Origin of the sequence: Porphyrobacter sp. AAP82, assembly GCF_000331285.1 — a bacterium.
Classification (GTDB): domain Bacteria; phylum Pseudomonadota; class Alphaproteobacteria; order Sphingomonadales; family Sphingomonadaceae; genus Erythrobacter.
On sequence record NZ_ANFX01000031.1, the window covers coordinates 29,127 to 48,515 of the forward strand.

Consider the following 19,389-nt stretch of genomic DNA (forward strand, 5'->3'; position numbering starts at 1 on the left):
CTTTGCGCAAGAACGCGTCGCAAATCAAAACGCATATGTCCGAACGGGAGAACGACATGACAGGCGACCGCCGCGCAGAACTCGACAGCCTCCTTGCGCGCCAGCGCGCCGCCTTCACCGCCTCGCGCCCCGAGCCGATCAGCCAGCGCAAGGACCGCATCCGCCGCGCGATGGCGCTGGTCAAGGAGCATGGCGAGGAATTCGCCAAGGCGATGAGCGCCGATTTCGGCAGCCGTTCGCACCACCAGTCGATGCTCACCGATATCGCCGCGACGGTGGGTGCGGGCACCCATGCGTTGAAGCACGTCGACCAGTGGGCCAAGCCCGAGAAGCGCAAGGTGCAGTTCCCGCTCGGGCTGATGGGCGCGCGCGCCGAGGTGCGCTCTGAGCCCAAAGGCGTGATCGGCATCCTCAGCCCCTGGAACTTCCCCGTCCAGCTCGCCTTCGGACCGCTGATGCAGGTCCTCGCGGCCGGCAACCGGGCGATGATCAAGCCCTCCGAATTCACCGAGCGCACCAGCGAGCTGATGGCCGAGCTGACCGCGCAATATTTCCAGCCCGAGGAAGTCGCCGTCATCACCGGCGGGCCGGAGGTCGCCGCAGCGTTCTCCTCGCTGCCCTTCGACCATCTGGTCTTCACCGGATCGACCGCCACGGGCCGCCGGGTGATGCAGGCGGCCGCCGCCAATCTGGTGCCGGTGACGCTGGAACTGGGAGGCAAGTCGCCGGTCGTCATGGGCCGCAGCGCCGATTTCGCCAAGGCGGGCGAGCGCATCGCCATCGGCAAGATGCTGAATGCAGGGCAAATCTGCCTCGCGCCCGACTATCTGATGGTGCCCGAGGACAAGGCGGATGAAGCCGTCGCGGGCATCGCGCAAGCGGCCGCGGCGATGTATCCGCGCGTGCTCGACAATGACGACTACGCCTCGATCGTCTCCGACCGGCATTTCGAGCGGCTTCAGGGCCTTGTCGCAGATGCCAGGGCCAAGGGCGCCGAGGTGATCGAGGTCAATCCGGCGGGCGAGGACTTTGCCAATGCCAACCAGCGCAAGATGCCGCTGACCGTGCTGCGCGGCGTCAATGACGACATGACGGTGATGCAGGAGGAAATCTTCGGCCCGGTGCTGCCGGTGATGACCTACAAGTCGGTCGATCAGGCGGTCGATTATATCAACGAACACGACCGCCCGCTCGGCCTCTACTATTTCGGAGAGGACCGCGCCGAGCAGGAGCGGGTGCTGACCCGCACCATCTCGGGCGGGGTGACCACCAATGACGTGGTGTTCCATGTCTCGATGGAAGACCTGCCCTTCGGCGGGGTCGGGCCCTCGGGGATGGGGAGCTATCACGCCATCGAAGGTTTCCGCGAGTTCAGCCATGCCCGCGCGGTCTATCACCAGCCCAAGATCGACATCGCCAAGCTCGGCGGGCTGAAGCCGCCCTATGGCAAGGCGACCGAGGCGGCGGCGGGGCGGATGATGAAATAGCACGCGGGCGGGAGCGCCGCTCCCCCTGCAACCTTTGTTCGATTTCCTGCAACTCGCATACGGGGTTTTCCCCGAGTCGCAGGCTTGCGCGCCGCGCGTGACGGGCCTAGGGCGACCCCAGGGATTAATAGCTTGGACATCGTCGTGCTCGACCTCAGCCAGTATCTGCCGATACTGTTATTCGTGCTGGTTGCCCTGGGGCTATCGGTGCTTTTCGTCGTGGCCCCGATGGCGGTCTCGCGCCTCACCGGCACGCACAATCCGGATGCCGAGAAGCTCTCGGAATATGAATGCGGCTTCCCCGCCTTCGAGGACGCGCGCAGCCAGTTCGATGTGCGCTTCTACCTTGTGGCGATCAGCTTCATCGTCTTCGACCTTGAGGCCGCCTTCCTGTTCCCTTGGGCGGTCAGCCTCGGCGAGACGGGCTGGGTGGGCTGGAGCGGGATGATGGTGTTCCTGTTCATCCTCGCGGTGGGGCTCGCCTATGAATGGAAGAAAGGGGCGTTGGACTGGGAATGAACAACATCGTTACTCCTCCCGGCCCCTTGGCCCAAGGGCTCCCCGACATCTCGAAGCTGACCACCGCGCAAGGTGGCGAGGCCCGCGCGCCTGACGCGAGCTTCTTCAACGCGCTCCAGACCGAGGTCACCGACAAGGGCTTCCTTGTCACCTCGACCGAGGAGCTGTTCCAGTGGGCGCGCACCGGTTCGCTGTGGTGGATGACCTTCGGCCTTGCCTGCTGCGCGGTCGAGATGATCCACGTCAACATGCCGCGCTACGACATGGAGCGCTTCGGCGCCGCGCCGCGCGCCTCCCCGCGCCAGTCGGACGTGATGATCGTCGCTGGCACGCTGTGCAACAAGATGGCCCCGGCGCTGCGCAAGGTCTACGACCAGATGTCGGACCCCAAATATGTCATCAGCATGGGCAGCTGCGCCAATGGCGGCGGCTATTACCACTATTCCTATTCGGTGGTGCGCGGCTGCGACCGGATCGTGCCGGTCGACATCTACGTCCCCGGCTGCCCCCCGACTGCCGAGGCGCTGCTCTACGGCGTGATGCAATTGCAGCGCAAGATCCGCCGCGTCGGCACGATCGAGAGGTAAGGGCGCATGGCCGTTCTGCATTCCGCCCCCAAGTTCGCCTCCAACGAGGGCGTAATCGAGGCTGTTTCCGAGACCATCTCGGTCTGGCTGATCGAAGCGAGCGAAGCCCACGGCGAGGTGATTTTCCGCGTCGAGCGCGATGGCATCGAAAAGGTCCTGCGCATCCTGCGTGAGACCCATGCCTACCAGCAGCTCATGGAAATCGCCGGGGTCGACTACCCCTCGCGGCCTGAGCGCTTCGAGGTCGTCTACATGCTCCAGAGCCTGACCAAGAACCACCGCGTGATGGTCAAGTGCTCGGCCTCCGAGGACACGCCCGTCCCCACCGTCACCACGCTGTGGCCCAACGCCGGGTGGCTCGAACGCGAGGTGTTCGACATGTACGGCGTGACCTTCGCCGGGAACCCGGACTTGCGCCGCATCCTCACCGATTACGGCTTCGAAGGGCACCCGTTCCGCAAGGACTTCCCCGTCACGGGCTACACCGAACTGCGCTATTCCGAGGAGGAAAAGCGCGTGGTGTACGAACCTGTCGTGCTGGCGCAGGAAATGCGGACCTTCGACTTCCTCTCGCCCTGGGAAGGCGCGGATTACGTGCTGCCGGGTGACGAGAAATCGCGCGGGGCGCCCGCGGTCGCCGAGCCCAAGACCACCGAAAAGCCCGCCGATACCGGCGCGGGCAAGAAGGCCGACGAGGCCGCCGCCAAGCCTGTCGCCGGCGGCGCGCCCGTGCAGAAGGACAGCGGCAAGGGTGCCCCCGGCGCCCCCGATCCCACCTCGAAGGAGGGTGGCCGATGAGCATGCAACGCGAAGAATCGCTCACCACGAGCGGTGAGGTCATCTCCAATTACACGATCAATTTCGGCCCCCAGCACCCTGCCGCGCACGGCGTTTTGCGCATGGTGATGGAGCTTGACGGCGAAGTGATCGAGCGGATCGACCCGCATGTCGGCCTCCTCCACCGCGGCACCGAAAAGCTGATCGAGCAGAAGACCTATCTCCAGGCGCTCCCTTACTTCGACCGGCTCGACTATTGTTCGCCGCTGGCGATGGAGCATTCCTATGTGCTCGCCATCGAGAAGCTCCTGAACCTCGAAGTGCCGATCCGCGCCCAGTATCTGCGCGTGCTGTTCGCCGAGCTGACCCGCATCTGCAACCACATGCTCAACATGGGCGCGCACATCCTCGATGTGGGCGCGTTCACCCCGAACCTGTGGATCATGGACCTGCGCGAGGATTGCCTCAACTTCTTCGAACGCGCGAGCGGCGCGCGGATGCACTCGGCATGGTTCCGACCGGGCGGCGTCCATCAGGACGTGCCGGAGAAGCTCTTGGTCGATATCGGCGACTGGCTCGACAACCGCTTCTTCCAGCTGTTCGAGGACGCGATGAGCCTCGTCATGGACAACCGCATCTTCAAGCAGCGCAACGTCGACATCGCCGTCGTGTCGCGCGAGGACGCGATTGCCTGGGGCTTCTCGGGCCCGATGATCCGCGCCGCCGGCCTGCCGTGGGACCTCAGGAAGTCGCAGCCCTACGACGTCTATGACCGGATGGAATTCGACATTCCGGTCGGCACCAACTCCGATTGCTACGACCGCTTCATGGTGCGCGTGAAGGAAGTCTACGAGAGCGCCAGGATCATCCGGCAGTGTCTGCGCGACATGCCCGGCGGCCCCATCGCCAGCAGCGACACCAAGGTCGTGCCACCCAAGCGGGCTGAGATGAAGCAGTCGATGGAAGCGCTGATCCACCACTTCAAGCTCTACACCGAAGGCTTCCACGTGCCTGCGGGCGAAGTCTATGTCGCGACCGAAAGCCCCAAGGGCGAATTCGGCGTCTATCTCGTCAGCGACGGCACCAACAAGCCCTACCGCTGCAAGATCCGCCCCACCGCCTTCTCGCACCTCCAGGCGATGGATTTTATGAGCCGGGGCCACATGCTCCCCGATGCGACCGCCATTCTGGGCGCGATCGACGTGGTGTTCGGGGAGTGTGACCGGTGATCGATGATGTCGTCGACCGCTGGGATGCGTTCGCGGAACGGTTCCGCGTGCCGCTCGCGGCGTTCTCGATTGCCTGGTTCGCGGCAAGCTGCGCCGAATATGCCGGATTTGTGGACGTGCCGGTCCCGGCGCTGCTGCCGCTTTCGGGCTGGCTGGCAATCCTCCCGGCGGCAATCTGGAACGCGGTCTGGTGGGGCTTTGCCTATCCCCGCATCGCGGCGCGCCGCAAGCAGCGCAACACTTTGGACAAGACCAATGGCTGACCGTACCCCCGCTCCCGACACCCCCGAACTGCGCGCCCGCTGGGGCGGCTTCGCGTGGACGCCGGAGAACAAGAAAACCGCCGACTGGCACATCGCCAAGTATCCCGAGGGGCGCGAGCGCAGCGCGGTGATGCCGCTGCTCGATCTCGCCCAGCGGCAGGTCGGGGCGGAGACCGATACGCAAGGCTGGCTGCCGCTGCCGGTGATCGAGTATGTCGCCAAGTATCTCGACATGCCGGTGATCCGCGTGCTCGAAGTCGCCAGCTTCTATTTCATGTATAACCTGAAGCCCGTCGGCAAATTCCACGTGCAGGTGTGCGGCACCACGCCCTGCATGCTGCGCGGCTCGGACGACATCATCGCCGCCTGCAAAAGCCGAGGGATGGTGAAGGGCGGGGTCTCGGCCGATGGCCTGTGGACCCTCACCGAAGTCGAATGCATGGGCAATTGCGCGACCGCGCCGATGGTCCAGGTCAACGACGACAATTACGAGGACCTGACGGTCGAGCGCCTCGACGCGGTTCTCGATGCGCTCGCCGCCGGTCAGCAGCCGAAGACCGGCACGCAGGAACCGGGCCGCCACACCTCCGAACCGAGCGGCGGGCCGACCACGCTCACCGCGATGGTGGGTGCCAACCATGACTACCGGGGGGAATGGTGATGGAAAAGAAGATCGAACAGGGCGGCGGCGTCCTCGGCCTGATTTTTCTGGCGGTGGCCGCGATCAAGCTCGTCCAGGGCGATGGCTGGGTGGTGTGGGCGATCCTCGCCTTCCTGTTCGGCGGCTTCACCGCGGCGGCGCGTCTCTGGCAAGGGCGGGGCGGCGGCCAGTGACCTCGATCATCTCCATCCTCGTCGCGCTGGTGCTCGTCTTCATCGCCTTCAAGGTGCTGATGGGGCTGGTGCGCGTGGGCGTGGTGCTGCTGATTGTGCTCGTGCTGATCGGCATGTGGCAATCGGGGAGCTTCGGATGAATGCGCTGACGCTCCTCCTCGCGATCCTCGGCCTCACCGGCTTTGCGCTGGGCGCGGTGCTGACCGCGACCGGGCCGCTCGAGATGGGGGTGATCATCATGGGGCTCGGCCTCGTGTTCCAGACGATTTCGCTGGTGCGCATCCGGCGCGCCAAGGCAAAGGGAATGCAGTGATGCTGGCTGACAAGGACCGCATCTTCACCAATCTCTACGGGTTCCAGGACTGGAGCCTCAAGGCCGCGCAGGCGCGCGGGGATTGGGATGGCACCAAGGCGCTGCTCGCGCGCGGGGCAGATGCGATCATCGAGGAAATCAAGGCGTCCGGCCTGCGCGGACGGGGTGGGGCGGGCTTTCCGACGGGGCTCAAGTGGTCCTTCATGCCCAAGGAATCGCGCGACGGGCGGCCGAGCTTCCTCGTCATCAATGCCGACGAATCCGAACCGGGCAGCTGCAAGGACCGCGAAATCCTGCGACACGATCCGCACAAGCTGGTCGAAGGCGCGCTGGTCGCCGGTTACGCGATGCGCGCCCGCGCGGCCTATATCTACATCCGCGGCGAATATATCCGCGAGGCCGAGACGCTCCAGAAGGCAATTTCCGAGGCCTATGACGCGGGCCTGATCGGCAAGAATGCCTGCGGTTCGGGCTATGATTTCGACGTCTTCATGCACCGCGGGGCGGGCGCATACATCTGCGGCGAAGAGACCGCGATGATCGAAAGCCTCGAAGGCAAGAAGGGCCAGCCGCGCTTGAAGCCCCCGTTCCCGGCGGGCGCGGGGCTTTATGGCTGCCCGACCACCGTGAACAATGTGGAAAGCATCGCAGTCGCGCCGACGATTCTGCGGCGAGGGAGCACGTGGTTCTCCAGCTTCGGGCGCGAGAACAACAAGGGCACCAAGCTGTTCCAGATCTCGGGCCACGTCGAAAAGCCCTGCGTGGTCGAGGAAGCGATGAGCATTCCCTTCGAGGAGCTGATCGAGAAGCACTGCGGCGGCATCCGCGGCGGGTGGGACAATCTGCTTGCCGTTATTCCGGGCGGCTCCTCGGTCCCGCTGGTGCCTGCGGCGCAGATCCGCAATGCGCCGATGGATTTCGACGGGCTGAAGGAACTGGGCTCGGGCCTCGGCACGGCGGCAGTGATTGTCATGGACAAGTCGACCGACATCGTGCGCGCGATCAGCCGGCTCTCCTATTTCTACAAGCACGAAAGCTGCGGCCAGTGCACCCCCTGCCGCGAGGGCACGGGCTGGATGTGGCGCATGATGGAGCGCCTGCGCACGGGTGATGCCGCCATCGAGGAAATCGACATGCTCCAGGAAGTCACCAAGCAGGTCGAAGGCCACACCATCTGCGCGCTGGGCGATGCAGCGGCGTGGCCGATCCAGGGCCTCATCCGCCATTTCCGGCCGGAGCTGGAGCGGCGGATCAACGAGCATAACGCGCGGGTCGCGCCAAAAGTCAGGGAGGCGGCGGAGTGAATCAGGAGCTGACCTATACCCCTGCGCGCGTGATTGCTGCGGCGTGTTTTCTCGCCTGGGCGGCGCTTGGCGCGATGGCGCTCTATGAACTCGTCCAGCGCGGATCGGAAGATTTCTACGGTTCGAACATGGTGTTCGCCTATGCCATTGCCGGTGTGCTGGGTGCGGCAGGCGCGGTCGGTGCGTGGCTCAGAAAGCCGGTGGCGGCGGCGCTGGTGATCATTGCGGCCGGGGTCAATCACTTTGCCGGTATTTTCTCGGAGGGCGTCCATGGCGACTACAATTGGGGTCTGACGATCCTGTCCGCCGTCCTGGCGCTGGTCGTTTGTGTGTACAGCTTCCTAACGGATCAAAATCATGCCTAAGGTCACCGTAGACGGTCAGGAAATCGAGGTTCCGGCAGGCGCGACCGTGCTCCAGGCGTGCGAGCTGGCGGGGAAGGAAATCCCGCGCTTCTGCTATCACGAGCGTCTCTCCATCGCCGGCAATTGCCGCATGTGTCTGGTCGAGGTGAAGCCCGGGCCGCCCAAGCCGCAGGCCTCCTGCGCGCTGCCGGCTGCCGAGGGTCAGGAAATCCGCACCGATTCGCCCATGGTCAAGAAGGCCCGCGAAGGGGTGATGGAGTTCCTGCTGATCAACCACCCGCTCGATTGCCCAATCTGCGATCAGGGCGGCGAGTGCGACTTGCAGGATCAGGCGGTCGCCTATGGCCGCGGCGGCTCGCGCTATCACGAGAACAAGCGCGCGGTGACCGAGAAATACATGGGCCCGCTGATCAAGACGATCATGACCCGCTGCATCCACTGCACCCGCTGCGTGCGCTTCTCCGAAGAGATCGCGGGCGTGGACGAGATCGGCGCGCTGTACCGCGGCGAGGACATGCAGATTACCACCTATCTCGAACAGGCGGCGGCGCATGAACTCAGCGCCAATGTGATCGACCTGTGCCCGGTCGGCGCGCTGACGTCTCGCCCGTACGCCTTCGAGGCGCGGCCGTGGGAATTGAAGAAGACCCTGTCGATCGACGTCTCGGACGCGGTGGGCGCCAATATCACGCTCCACTCCAAGGGCCGCGAAGTGATGCGCGCGCTGCCGCGGGTGAATGACGACGTCAACGAGGAGTGGCTGAGCGACAAGGGCCGCTATCAGGTCGATGGCCTCACCAAGCGCCGCCTGGACCGTGTGTGGGTGCGCCGTGACGGCCGCTTACAACCCGCCGAATGGGCCGAGGCTTTCGGGATGATCGCGGGCGCGCTCGAAGGCGACAAGGCCAGCATCGCAGGCGTCGCGGGCGATCTGCTCGACGCCGAGACGATGTTTGCCGCCAAGGCGCTGCTCAACGCCTGCGGATCGCAACTCACCGAAGCGCGCCAGACCGGCATGACCTATGACGTGTCGAACCTTGCGGCGGTGAATTTCAACAGCACCTTCGCCGGGATCGAGACCGCCGACGCGATCCTGATCGTCGGCAGCAATGTCCGCTGGGAGGCCGCGCTGCTCAACGTCCGCCTGCGCAAGGCGGTGAAGGCGGGGGCCAAGGTCTACATCATCGGCCCCGAATGGGACCCGACCTATCCGGCGACCTTCCTCGGCTCGGACCTCAAGCTCCTCAACCGCGTGCCCAAGGAATTGGGCGATGTGATGAAGTCGGCCCAGCGCCCGGCGGTGATCGTCGGCGCGGCGGCGCTCGCCAAGGGCGCGCTTCCGGCGGCGCTCAAGTTGGCGGACAAGTTCGGCCTCGTGAAGGATGGCTGGAACGGCTTCAACGTGCTGCACATCTCGGCCGCGCGGATGGCCTCGCTGATGCTCGGCTTCACGCTTCCGGGCGGGATGGGCGACATCGCCGCAGCTTCGCCCAAGGTGCTGCTCAGCCTCGGCGCGGACGAGATGGACTATGCGGCGTTCCCGAACAGCCTCAAGGTCTATATCGGCCACCACGGCGATCGTGGAGCGCATCACGCCGACATCATCCTGCCGGGCGCATCCTATGCCGAGAAGGACGGGACCTACGTTAACGCAGAGGGCCGGGTGCAGTTCGCCGAAAAGGCCGTCTTCGCCCCCGGCGACGCGCGCGAGGACTGGACGATCCTGCGTGCGCTGGCCGATGCGCTGGGCGTCAACGTCGGCTTCGACAGCTTCGGCGAGCTTCAGGCCGCGATGATCGCCGCCGTGCCCCCATTGGGCGAAGAGGGCCTCGCCGACGTTATTGGTCTTTCTGGGGGCGCGCTGCCCAAGGCGGACAGCGCCGCCAAGTTCGAGGGCGAGCTTGCGGGCTATCCGATCAAGGACTTCTACCTCACCAACCCCATCGCCCGCGCCAGCGAAGTGATGCAGCGCTGCTCGGATGAGCTGCTCCACGGGGCGGATGTCAAGGAGGCCGCGGAATGACCGCCTTCTTCCAATCCCTCGGCCTGCCTTACGAATGGGCCTGGACCGTCGCGACGCTTGCGGGGATCCTGATCATCTCGCTGCTCGTCATGTTCAGCGTCGCCATGGTGATCTATGTCGACCGCAAGGTGCTCGGCGCGATCATGATGCGGCGGGGGCCGAATGTGGTCGGGCCTTTCGGGCTGCTGCAGAGCTTCGCGGACGGCCTCAAGGTCTTCCTGCAGGAGACCATCATCCCAAGCGCCGCGAACAAGGGCATCTTCCTGATTGCGCCGATCATCACCTTCACCGTCGCGCTCGCGGCCTGGGCGGTGATCCCGTTCGATGCGGGCGTGGTGCTGTCGGACATCAATGTCGGCCTGCTCTACATCCTCGCGATCAGCTCGATGGGGGTTTACGGCGTGGTGATGAGCGGGTGGGCGTCGAACTCCAAATACCCGTTCTTCTCGGCGATGCGCGCGTCTGCACAGATGATCTCCTACGAAGTCTCGATCGGCTTCGTGCTGGTGTGCGTGGTGCTGTTCGCCGGCACCTTCAACCTCTCGGGCATCGTCACCGCGCAGCAGGGCTTCGGGCTTGGGCTGATCAACGCCTATGCGGTGCACCCGCTGCTCTTCCCCATGTGGGTGGTGTTCTTCATCTCGGCGCTGGCCGAGACCGCGCGCGCGCCCTTCGACCTCACCGAGGCCGAGAGCGAGCTCGTCGCGGGCTACCAAACCGAATATTCCTCGATGAGCTTCGCGCTGTTCTGGCTGGGCGAGTATGCGAACATCCTGCTGATGTGCTCGCTCAACACGCTGCTGTTCTGGGGCGGGTGGCTGCCGCCGCTCGACATTCCGGTGCTATACATGGTGCCGGGGATCATCTGGTTCTTGGCTAAAACCTTTGTGTTCTTCTTCATGTTCAGCTGGATCTGGGCGACCGTGCCGCGTTACCGCTACGACCAGCTGATGCGCCTCGGGTGGAAGGTGTTCCTGCCGATGAGCCTGCTGTTCGTCGCGGCGACCAGCGGCTACCTGATGGCGACGGGGCATTTCGGATGATGGCTGCGACCGTAACAGGAGAGCCGATCCCGAATCCGGCCAATTTCGCGTTTGAAGGCCGTGTGTTCACGCCCGCAGGGGCCTCAACGCGGGTCACAGGCAGCTACAAGCTCAAGCCACGTGACGAGTTTTACTGGGACACGTGGTTGAAGATCGATGCCGAGGACAAGAGATTTCCGTCGACCGACTATTATGAAAGCATCGCAAATCCGAAAGCCTTCACGTCATTCGCATCTTCAATGTCCACCGACACAGAAGTCCTGACGTGGTGGATCACGCCTCCGGTTGATCGGATCGCGAAAAATTTTCCGATCCTTTTGCTCCGCCACGATCGCGCCACGGGGCCCAAGTCCTATCTGGCAGCAGGTCTGTGCGATTTCACTTTTTTCGAGGCAGCATCATGACCGTCTCCCACCTCATCAAATCGTTCACCCTCTGGGAATTCCTCAAGGCGCACGCCTTGACGCTGAAGTATTTCTTCAAGCCCAAGGTGACGATCAACTACCCCTTCGAGAAGGCCCCGCTCTCGCCCCGCTTCCGCGGCGAGCATGCGCTGCGGCGCTATCCCAACGGCGAGGAACGCTGCATCGCGTGCAAGCTGTGCGAGGCCGTGTGCCCCGCGCAGGCGATCACCATCGAGAGCGAACCGCGCGTTATTGTTGATCCGGACGGGACCGTCCGGGGGGACGGCAGCCGTCGCACCACCCGCTACGACATCGACATGACCAAGTGCATCTTCTGCGGCTTCTGCCAGGAAGCCTGCCCGGTCGATGCGATCGTCGAGGGGCCGAACTTCGAATATTCGACCGAAACCCGCGAGGAGCTCTTGTACGACAAGGCCAAGCTGCTCGCGAATGGTGACAAATGGGAAAGGGCCATCGCGGCCAACCTTGAAGCCGACGCCCCCTACCGCTAGGGCGCGCGGCGACGAGGATATGGGGTTATAGGGCCGGGGCGTTCTGCTGCGGCTCACACTTGGACTAAGGGATCAAATGCCGCTTTCTGCGCTCCGGCCTTAAGCCGGGGGAACGGATCGGCGGAGACGCATCATGCTGATACAGGCCATCGCCTTCTATTTCTTCGCGGCCATCGTGATCGCCAGCGCTGTCATGGTGGTGATGGCGAGGAACCCCGTGCACTCAGTGCTGTGGCTGATCCTCGCCTTCTTCAACGCGGCGGGCCTGATGGTCTTGCTGGGCGCCGAGTTCATCGCGATGCTGCTGGTGATCGTCTATGTCGGTGCCGTGGCCGTGCTGTTCCTGTTCGTGGTGATGATGCTCGACATCGATTTTGCCGCGATGCGCGCAGGCTTTTCCCGCAACGCGCCGCTCGGCCTGCTGATCGCCGCGGTGCTGCTCGCTGAACTGCTGCTGGGCTTCGGGGCCTACAACGCGGGCGGGCTGACACTCGGCACGCCGGACGGCACCGCGATGCAGGCCGCCGACACCTCGAACATCGAGGCCCTGGGCGCGCTGCTCTACGGCCGCTACATCATCCTCTTCGAAATCGCCGGGATCATCCTGCTCGTCGCGATGATCGGCGCGATCGTGCTGACCTTCCAGCCGCCCAAGCCGGGTGCCCGCGCGCGGCAGGATGTGGGCAAGCAGATCCGCCGCCGTCCGGAAGAGGCCACCGTCATGAAGAGCCCCGAAGTGGGCCAGGGGATCGAGCTGTGATCGGGATCGAACATTACCTCACCGTCGGCGCGATCCTGTTCGTGCTCGGCGTGCTGGGGATCTTCCTCAACCGCAAGAACGTGATCGTCATCCTGATGGCGGTCGAGCTGATCCTGCTCGCGGTGAACCTCAATCTCGTTGCCTTCAGCGCCTTCCTCAATGATCTCGCCGGGCAGGTCTTCGCGATGCTGGTGCTGACCGTCGCGGCGGCCGAGGCGGCCATCGGCCTCGCGATCCTGGTGATCTACTTCCGCACCCGCGGTTCGATCGCGGTCGACGATATCAACCGGATGAAGGGGTAAGCGCGCGTGTCCACGCAGATCCTCGTCATCGTCTTCGCGCCGCTGGTCGCTGCCCTGATCGCAGGCCTCGGCAACCGCATGATCGGCAATGTCGCGGCGAAGAGCGTGACGACCGCCGGCCTGTTCATCGCGGCGGGCCTCAGCTGGCCGATCTTCCTCGGGTTCCTTTCGGGCACCGCCACGGCCGAAGTCGTGCCGGTGCTCAAGTGGGTCGAGAGCGGCACCCTGACCTTCGACTGGGCCTTGCGGGTCGACACCATGACCGCGATCATGCTGGTGGTGATCAACTCGGTCTCGGCGCTCGTCCACCTCTATTCGTGGGGGTACATGGAGGAAGACCCGGATCAGCCGCGGTTCTTCGCCTACCTGTCGCTGTTCACCTTCGCGATGCTGATGCTGGTGACGGCCGACAACCTCGTCCAGATGTTCTTCGGATGGGAAGGGGTGGGGCTTGCCTCCTATCTGCTGATCGGGTTCTGGTTCCGGAAGCCCTCCGCCGGCGCGGCGGCGATCAAGGCCTTCGTGGTCAACCGCGTCGGCGACCTCGGCTTCATGCTCGGCATCTTCGGCACCTGGCTGGTGTTCCAGACCACCTCGATCCCCGAGATCCTCGCTGCCGCCCCCGCCATGAGCGGGTCGAGCATCACCTTTGTCGGCATGCGCCTCTACACGATGGACATCCTGTGCATCCTTCTGTTCATCGGCGCGATGGGCAAGAGCGCGCAGCTGGGCCTGCACACCTGGCTGCCTGACGCGATGGAGGGCCCGACCCCGGTTTCCGCGCTGATCCACGCCGCCACCATGGTCACGGCCGGCGTGTTCATGGTGTGCCGCCTCTCGCCGATGTTCGAGACCGCGCCGACCGCGCTCGCAATCGTCACCATCGTGGGTGCCGCGACCTGCTTCTTTGCCGCCACGATCGGCACGACGCATTGGGATATCAAGCGGGTGATCGCCTATTCGACCTGCTCGCAATTGGGCTACATGTTCTTCGCCGCAGGGGTGGGCGCTTACGGGGCGGCGATGTTCCACCTGTTCACCCATGCCTTCTTCAAGGCGCTGCTGTTCCTTGGCGCAGGCAGCGTGATCCACGCGATGCACCATGAACAGGACATGCGCTTTTACGGCGGCCTCAGAAAGCACATCCCGCTCACGTTCTGGGCGATGATGGCGGGCACGCTGGCGATCACCGGGGTCGGCATCCTCGGCGTGTTCGGGTTTGCCGGGTTCTATTCGAAGGACGCGATCCTCGAGGCAGCCTTCGCGCGCCACAACGCGGCAGGGCAGTTCGCCTTCTGGGCGGGGGCGATCGCCGCGTTGCTGACCAGCTTCTATTCGTGGCGGCTCATGTTCCTGACCTTCTGGGGCAAGCCCCGCTGGGAGCAGTCCGAGCACATCCAGCATGCGGTTCATGACGATCATGGGCATGACGATCACGGGCACGGGGCTGACGATCATCACCACGCCCCGGGCGACGGCACCGCGGGCTACCACCCGCACGAAAGCCCGCTCTCGATGCTGCTCCCGCTCGGCATCCTCGGCCTCGGCGCGGTCTTGGCGGGCTTCGTGTTCCACCACGAATTCATCGACGGCGCGGCCTTCTGGAACGGGGCGATCTTCTACAACGAGGACCTGATCCACGCGATGCACGGCGTGCCGCTGTGGGTGAAGCTGACCGCGACCGGCGTGATGCTGATCGGCCTTGCCGGCGCCTACCTCGCCTATATCGCCAAGCCCGACATCCCCGGCAAGTTCGTGAGCGCCTTCGCGCCCTTGCACAACTTCGTCTACCGCAAGTGGTACTTTGACGAGCTTTATGACGCCCTGTTCGTCAAGCCCGCCTTCGCGCTCGGCCGCGCTTTCTGGCAGCTCGGCGATGTCGGCACGATCGACCGGCTCGGCCCCAATGGCATCGCTGCCGTGGTGCAGCGCTCGGCGCTCGCGGCCAGGTCGATCCAGTCGGGCTATGTCTACACCTATGCGCTGATCATGCTCCTCGGGCTGGTCGCCGCTGTCACCTACGTTCTGCTTTAGGAGCGCGCTTCGTAATGGAAGGCCTTCCCATCCTGTCGCTGATGATGTGCGTGCCGCTGGCGGGCGCGATCGCGTGCCTGTTTTCGGGCGCCGCCGCCGCCCGCTGGATCGCGCTCGGGGCGACGCTTGTCACCCTCGTGCTCGGCATCGTCCTGTGGACGAATTACGACATCGGCGGCCCGCAGTGGCAGTTCCCCGAAGAGGCAAACCTGTTCGCGGGCTTCTCCTACAAGCTCGCCATCGATGGGATCGCGCTGATGCTGATCATGCTCAGCGTGTTCCTGATGCCGGTGTGCATCCTTGCGAGCTGGGAATCGGTCACCAAGCGCGTCGGCGAATACATGGCGGCCTTCCTGTTCATGGAGGTGCTGATGATCGGCACCTTCGCGGCGCAGGACCTGTTCCTGTTCTACGTCTTCTTCGAGGCGGGCCTCATTCCGATGTATCTCATCATCGGCGTGTGGGGCGGGGACAACCGGATCTACGCGAGCTACAAGTTCTTCCTCTACACGCTGCTCGGTTCGGTGCTGATGCTGATCGCGATGTTCTGGATGAAGGCCGAGGCGGGCACCTCGGACATCCCGACGCTGATGGAATACGGCTTCCCGAAGGCCGCGCAGACCTGGCTGTGGCTGGCCTTCTTCGCGAGCTTTGCCGTCAAGGTGCCGATGTGGCCGCTGCACACCTGGCTGCCCGATGCCCACGTGCAGGCGCCCACCGCCGGCTCGGTGATCCTCGCCGGCGTGCTGCTCAAGCTCGGCGGCTACGGCTTCATCCGCTTCAGCCTGCCGATGTTCCCCGAGGCGTCCGCGCAGTTCGCCTGGCTGGTGTTCGCACTCTCGATGGTGGCGGTGGTCTACACATCGCTGGTCGCGCTGGTGCAGGCCGACATGAAGAAGCTGATCGCCTATTCTTCGGTGGCGCACATGGCGATCGTCACTGTCGGGCTGTTCGCCTTCAACGTGCAGGGGCTGGAGGGCGCGATGATCGTCATGCTCAGCCACGGGATCGTTTCGGGCGCGCTGTTCCTGTGCGTGGGCGTGATCTATGACCGCCTCCACACCCGCGAGATCGCGCGCTACGGCGGCCTTGCGATCAACATGCCCTATTACGCGCTGTTCTTCCTCTTGTTCACCATGGCGTCGATCGGTCTTCCGGGCACTAGCGGCTTCGTCGGCGAGTTCCTGTCGCTGGCGGGCATCTACGAGACCTCGAGCCTCGTCGCCCTGATCTGCACCACCGGCATTATTCTCGGCGCGGCCTACATGCTCTACCTTTACCGCCGCGTCGCATTCGGCGGGCAGGCCAATGCCGATGCCGCCGCCATGCCCGACATCTCGGCGCGCGAGTGGATCATGATGGCCCCGCTCGGCCTCGCGGTGCTGTGGATGGGGGTCTACCCCGAAAGCTTCCTCGCGCCGATGCGCAAGGACATCGCCACGCTCGACGCCCGCCTTGCCGCCGCCGCGCCCGCCGGTGACGCGCGGCTTGTGCCCGGCACCCCGCGCGAGAAGGCCGCCAATGCGCTGGAGCATCATGGCGCGGGTGAGGGCGCCGGGCACGAGGGCATGGAACACGACAGCGCCAGGGAGGGCGCGCACTGATGGATTTCGCCGCTTCTTTCGCGCTCGTCCTGCCCGAACTGGTGCTGACCGGCGCCGGGCTCGCCTTGCTGCTGGTGGCCGCATGGGGCGGAGACAAGGCCGCGCGCATGGTCGCCATCGCTGCGGCCGCCGCGCTGTTTGCGGCGGGTATCCTGATCGTCCCCGGCTTGCACCTCGGCACCGACGGCCCGGCGAGCCTCGCCTTCGGCGGCCTTCTCAAGGTCGATAGCTACGCCCTGTTCGCCAAGGCGCTGATCTATCTTGCCGCTATCGCCGCGCTGGTCATCGCGCCGTCCTTCTTCGCCAGCCCCGCCGCCGGAACCGAGCGCGGAATGCGCGCCGAATATCCGGTGCTGATCCTGTTCTCGAGCGTCGGCATGGGGCTGATGGTTTCGGCCAATGACTTCATGAGCCTCTATCTCGGGCTCGAACTGACCAGCTTGTCCTCCTATGTCCTCGCCGCGATCCTGCGCCGCGATACGCGCTCGGGCGAGGCGGGGCTCAAGTATTTCGTGCTCGGCGCGCTGGCGAGCGGCATCCTGCTCTACGGCATCAGCCTGCTCTACGGCTTTACCGGCGGCACCGCCTTCGAAGCGGTGCGCGCTGGCCTCACCGGCCAGATGGGCACCGGCGCGCTGTTCGGGGTGATCTTCGTGCTCTCCGGGCTCGCCTTCAAGATCAGCGCGGTGCCGTTCCACATGTGGACGCCTGACGTCTACGAAGGCGCGCCCACGCCCGTCACCGCTTTCTTCGCCACCGCCCCCAAGGTTGCCGCCGTCGGCCTCACCGCGCGGGTGGTGTTCGAGGTATTCGGCGGTCAGGTCGGCGCCTGGCAGCAGATCGTGATGTTCATGGCCTTGGCCTCGATTGTCTTCGGCGCATTGGGAGCCATCGGGCAGGAGAACCTGAAGCGCCTGCTCGCCTATTCCTCGATCAACAATATCGGCTTCATCCTTTTGGGCCTTGCGGTTGCCAATGCCGACGGGGCGAGCGCGATGCTGGTCTACCTGTTCATCTATGTCGCCATGAGCATCGGCTGCTTCGCCGCGCTGCTCATGCTGCGCGACGAGGAGGGCAACCTCTACGAGACCTTCACCGACATTCGCGGGCTTTCGGTGACCAGGCCGGCGATTGCCTGGGCGCTCCTGATCTTCATGTTCAGCCTTGCGGGCATCCCGCCGCTGCTCGGCTTTTACGCCAAGTTCGTGATCTTCCAGGCGACGATCGAGGCGGGTCTCGTTGCCTTTGGCGCCATCGCCATCGCCGCGAGCGTGATCGGGGCCTTCTACTACATCAAGTTCGTCAAGGTGATGTTCTTCGATGAGCCCGTCGGCGTCGTCACCGGCAAGAGCGAGGCGAGCCACTGGACGCTCCTGTTCCTGACCGCCGCGATCGTCTCGCCGCTGGGCTACCTCCTGACGCCCTCGCTGACCGATCTGGCCGACAGGGCCGCCGCCTCGCTGTTTCTCGCGGTTTGATCAGCCTCGTCGAAGAAACCGGCTCGACCAACGCCGATCTTGCTGCTGCGTTGCGCAGCGGCGAGGGCTGGGCCGAGGGCGCGTGGCTGGTCGCCCGCCGCCAGACCGCCGGCCGCGGACGGCAGGGGCGCGCGTGGTTCGACGGGGCGGGCAACTTCATGGGCTCGACCGTCGTGGTGCTGGGGGCCCAAGCCAATGATGCCGGACCGCCGCCTGCCAGCCTCAGCTTCGTCGCCGCGCTCGCCGTGCGCGATGCCTGTGCCGCTGCGTTGGGAGACACCGCGCCGCTCGGTCTCAAGTGGCCCAACGACGTGCTGCTGGATGGCGGCAAGCTGTCTGGCATCCTGCTTGAAATGGTGCGCGGGCATATCATCGTCGGCATCGGGGTGAACCTTGCACGCGCCCCGCAGGTCGAGGGCCGCAAGACCGCCGCGATCGCCGATTTCGGGGGTGCCCCGCCGCTCGAGGAATTCGCCGCGAGCCTTGCCGGAGCGTTCGGCCGCAGGCTCGAGGCGTGGCGTATCTACGGGCTCGGGGCGACGCTTCACGCCTTCCTCGGCCATTCGGTCCACGCCGCCGGATCGCCGGTCAGTGTCCACGATACCGACGGATCGGTGCTCGCCGGCTCCTTCGCCGGGCTCGAGGAATCCGACGGCGCCTTGCGGCTGCGCTTGGCGGATGGCCGCGAACGTGTCATTCGCGCAGGCGATATCGCCTAAACAGGGAATGCCGGAAATGCTGCTCGCCGCCGATGTCGGGAACACCAATGTCGTCTTCGCGCTGTTCACCTACGCGCCGGACGGGACGCACCAGATCCGCGCGCGCTGGCGCATCGCCACCGATCCGCGCCGGACGGGTGACGAATACGCCGTGTGGCTGCTCCAGCTTCTGAAGATCGAAGGGGTCGAGCGCGAGCAGATCACCCGGATCATCGTAGCCTCGGTGGTGCCGCGCGCGGACCACAACCTCACCGTCCTGTGCGAGAAATATTTCGGCTTCACCCCGCTGTTTGCAGGGCAGGGTGCGGCGCGCTGGCGGTTCGAGATCGATGTCGACCAGCCCAGTTCGCTCGGCGCCGACCGCGCGCTCAACATTCTGGCCGCGCATCACAAATACGGCGGCGACCTCATCATCGTCGATTTCGGCACGGCCACCAAGTTCGAGGCGGTCGACTTTACCGGCGCCTACAAGGGCGGGTCGATCGCGCCCGGGATCAACCTCAGCCTCGATGCGCTGGTCGGCAAGACCGCCAAGCTCCCGCGCATCGCCATCAAGGCGCCCGCCAGCCGTTCCGTCATCGGCCGCAATACCGAAGACCAGATGCTGATCGGCGTCTTCTGGGGCTATGTCGCGATGATGGAGGGCATGGTCGCCAAGATGAAATCGGAAATCGGCCGTCCCGCCAAGGTTGTCGCCACCGGCGGGCTCGCCATATTGTTCGACGACGCGACCGAGATTTTCGATCACGTCGATGCCGACCTCACCCTTGATGGCCTCGCCATCCTCGCCCGCCAGGCCGAAACCGCCTGAGCGCTGCCAACGTAAGAGACA

At 64.9% G+C, this 19,389-nt stretch carries 23 protein-coding genes; all 23 read left to right on the forward strand.

What is annotated here, in order from left to right:
- Window positions 1-35: 35 nt before the first annotated feature.
- The 23 genes from D620_RS0109765 (at window position 36) to D620_RS0109875 (ending at window position 19,368) form a co-directional block, all read left to right on the forward strand.
- Window positions 36-1,487, forward strand: coding sequence for a coniferyl aldehyde dehydrogenase (locus tag D620_RS0109765; protein WP_017665618.1), 1,452 nt, complete (start codon window positions 36-38; stop codon window positions 1,485-1,487).
- A gap of 144 nt (window positions 1,488-1,631) precedes the next feature.
- Window positions 1,632-2,006: an NADH-quinone oxidoreductase subunit A gene (locus D620_RS0109770; protein ID WP_026092104.1), complete on the forward strand. Its 375-nt coding sequence runs from the start codon at window positions 1,632-1,634 to the stop codon at window positions 2,004-2,006.
- Window positions 2,003-2,593, forward strand: a complete 591-nt coding sequence (locus D620_RS0109775; RefSeq protein ID WP_033376582.1) for a NuoB/complex I 20 kDa subunit family protein — start codon at window positions 2,003-2,005, stop codon at window positions 2,591-2,593. The genes D620_RS0109770 and D620_RS0109775 overlap by 4 nt, the downstream gene beginning before the upstream one ends.
- 6 nt (window positions 2,594-2,599) lie before the next feature.
- The gene (locus tag D620_RS0109780) at window positions 2,600-3,391 is read left to right on the forward strand and encodes an NADH-quinone oxidoreductase subunit C (RefSeq protein WP_017665621.1); all 792 of its coding nucleotides are present in this window, start codon (window positions 2,600-2,602) and stop codon (window positions 3,389-3,391) included.
- A complete protein-coding gene (locus D620_RS0109785; protein ID WP_017665622.1) occupies window positions 3,388-4,599 on the forward strand; it encodes an NADH-quinone oxidoreductase subunit D in 1,212 nt (403 codons plus the stop codon). The genes D620_RS0109780 and D620_RS0109785 overlap by 4 nt, the downstream gene beginning before the upstream one ends.
- Window positions 4,596-4,862: a hypothetical protein gene (locus D620_RS0109790; protein WP_017665623.1), complete on the forward strand. Its 267-nt coding sequence runs from the start codon at window positions 4,596-4,598 to the stop codon at window positions 4,860-4,862. The genes D620_RS0109785 and D620_RS0109790 overlap by 4 nt, the downstream gene beginning before the upstream one ends.
- Window positions 4,855-5,523 (forward strand): NADH-quinone oxidoreductase subunit NuoE, encoded by a 669-nt coding sequence (nuoE, locus tag D620_RS0109795; protein WP_017665624.1) that lies wholly within the window; start codon window positions 4,855-4,857, stop codon window positions 5,521-5,523. The genes D620_RS0109790 and nuoE overlap by 8 nt, the downstream gene beginning before the upstream one ends.
- Window positions 5,523-5,696, forward strand: coding sequence for a hypothetical protein (locus D620_RS16610; RefSeq protein ID WP_017665625.1), 174 nt, complete (start codon window positions 5,523-5,525; stop codon window positions 5,694-5,696). The genes nuoE and D620_RS16610 overlap by 1 nt, the downstream gene beginning before the upstream one ends.
- A complete protein-coding gene (locus tag D620_RS16415) occupies window positions 5,693-5,836 on the forward strand; it encodes a hypothetical protein (RefSeq protein WP_017665626.1) in 144 nt (47 codons plus the stop codon). Before D620_RS16610 ends, D620_RS16415 begins: the two co-directional genes overlap by 4 nt.
- Window positions 5,833-6,009 (forward strand): hypothetical protein, encoded by a 177-nt coding sequence (locus D620_RS16420; protein WP_017665627.1) that lies wholly within the window; start codon window positions 5,833-5,835, stop codon window positions 6,007-6,009. The genes D620_RS16415 and D620_RS16420 overlap by 4 nt, the downstream gene beginning before the upstream one ends.
- Window positions 6,009-7,313 (forward strand): NADH-quinone oxidoreductase subunit NuoF, encoded by a 1,305-nt coding sequence (gene nuoF, locus D620_RS0109815; protein ID WP_017665628.1) that lies wholly within the window; start codon window positions 6,009-6,011, stop codon window positions 7,311-7,313. The genes D620_RS16420 and nuoF overlap by 1 nt, the downstream gene beginning before the upstream one ends.
- Window positions 7,310-7,678: a hypothetical protein gene (locus D620_RS0109820; protein WP_017665629.1), complete on the forward strand. Its 369-nt coding sequence runs from the start codon at window positions 7,310-7,312 to the stop codon at window positions 7,676-7,678. The genes nuoF and D620_RS0109820 overlap by 4 nt, the downstream gene beginning before the upstream one ends.
- Entirely contained in the window at window positions 7,671-9,701 is a 2,031-nt protein-coding gene (gene nuoG, locus D620_RS0109825) for an NADH-quinone oxidoreductase subunit NuoG (protein ID WP_017665630.1), read from the forward strand. Before D620_RS0109820 ends, nuoG begins: the two co-directional genes overlap by 8 nt.
- Entirely contained in the window at window positions 9,698-10,744 is a 1,047-nt protein-coding gene (gene nuoH, locus D620_RS0109830; protein ID WP_017665631.1) for an NADH-quinone oxidoreductase subunit NuoH, read from the forward strand. Before nuoG ends, nuoH begins: the two co-directional genes overlap by 4 nt.
- Window positions 10,741-11,148 (forward strand): hypothetical protein, encoded by a 408-nt coding sequence (locus D620_RS0109835; RefSeq protein WP_017665632.1) that lies wholly within the window; start codon window positions 10,741-10,743, stop codon window positions 11,146-11,148. The genes nuoH and D620_RS0109835 overlap by 4 nt, the downstream gene beginning before the upstream one ends.
- On the forward strand, window positions 11,142-11,660 hold the full coding sequence (gene nuoI / locus D620_RS0109840; protein ID WP_196795271.1) for an NADH-quinone oxidoreductase subunit NuoI: 519 nt from the start codon (window positions 11,142-11,144) through the stop codon (window positions 11,658-11,660). Before D620_RS0109835 ends, nuoI begins: the two co-directional genes overlap by 7 nt.
- Window positions 11,661-11,796: 136 nt before the next feature.
- Window positions 11,797-12,420, forward strand: a complete 624-nt coding sequence (locus tag D620_RS0109845) for an NADH-quinone oxidoreductase subunit J (RefSeq protein WP_026092106.1) — start codon at window positions 11,797-11,799, stop codon at window positions 12,418-12,420.
- Window positions 12,417-12,722 carry an NADH-quinone oxidoreductase subunit NuoK gene (nuoK, locus tag D620_RS0109850; RefSeq protein ID WP_017665635.1) on the forward strand — a complete coding sequence of 102 codons (306 nt, stop codon included), beginning with the start codon at window positions 12,417-12,419 and terminating at the stop codon, window positions 12,720-12,722. The genes D620_RS0109845 and nuoK overlap by 4 nt, the downstream gene beginning before the upstream one ends.
- Before the next feature lie 6 nt (window positions 12,723-12,728).
- Complete coding sequence (gene nuoL / locus D620_RS0109855; RefSeq protein ID WP_017665636.1) at window positions 12,729-14,756, forward strand: NADH-quinone oxidoreductase subunit L; 2,028 nt, start codon at window positions 12,729-12,731, stop codon at window positions 14,754-14,756.
- Window positions 14,757-14,770: 14 nt separating this feature from the next.
- Complete coding sequence (locus tag D620_RS15120; RefSeq protein WP_017665637.1) at window positions 14,771-16,360, forward strand: NADH-quinone oxidoreductase subunit M; 1,590 nt, start codon at window positions 14,771-14,773, stop codon at window positions 16,358-16,360.
- On the forward strand, window positions 16,360-17,838 hold the full coding sequence (gene nuoN / locus D620_RS0109865; RefSeq protein ID WP_017665638.1) for an NADH-quinone oxidoreductase subunit NuoN: 1,479 nt from the start codon (window positions 16,360-16,362) through the stop codon (window positions 17,836-17,838). Before D620_RS15120 ends, nuoN begins: the two co-directional genes overlap by 1 nt.
- On the forward strand, window positions 17,835-18,557 hold the full coding sequence (locus D620_RS0109870) for a biotin--[acetyl-CoA-carboxylase] ligase (RefSeq protein WP_017665639.1): 723 nt from the start codon (window positions 17,835-17,837) through the stop codon (window positions 18,555-18,557). The genes nuoN and D620_RS0109870 overlap by 4 nt, the downstream gene beginning before the upstream one ends.
- A 16-nt stretch (window positions 18,558-18,573) precedes the next feature.
- Window positions 18,574-19,368 (forward strand): type III pantothenate kinase, encoded by a 795-nt coding sequence (locus D620_RS0109875; protein ID WP_026092107.1) that lies wholly within the window; start codon window positions 18,574-18,576, stop codon window positions 19,366-19,368.
- Window positions 19,369-19,389 lie beyond the last annotated feature (21 nt).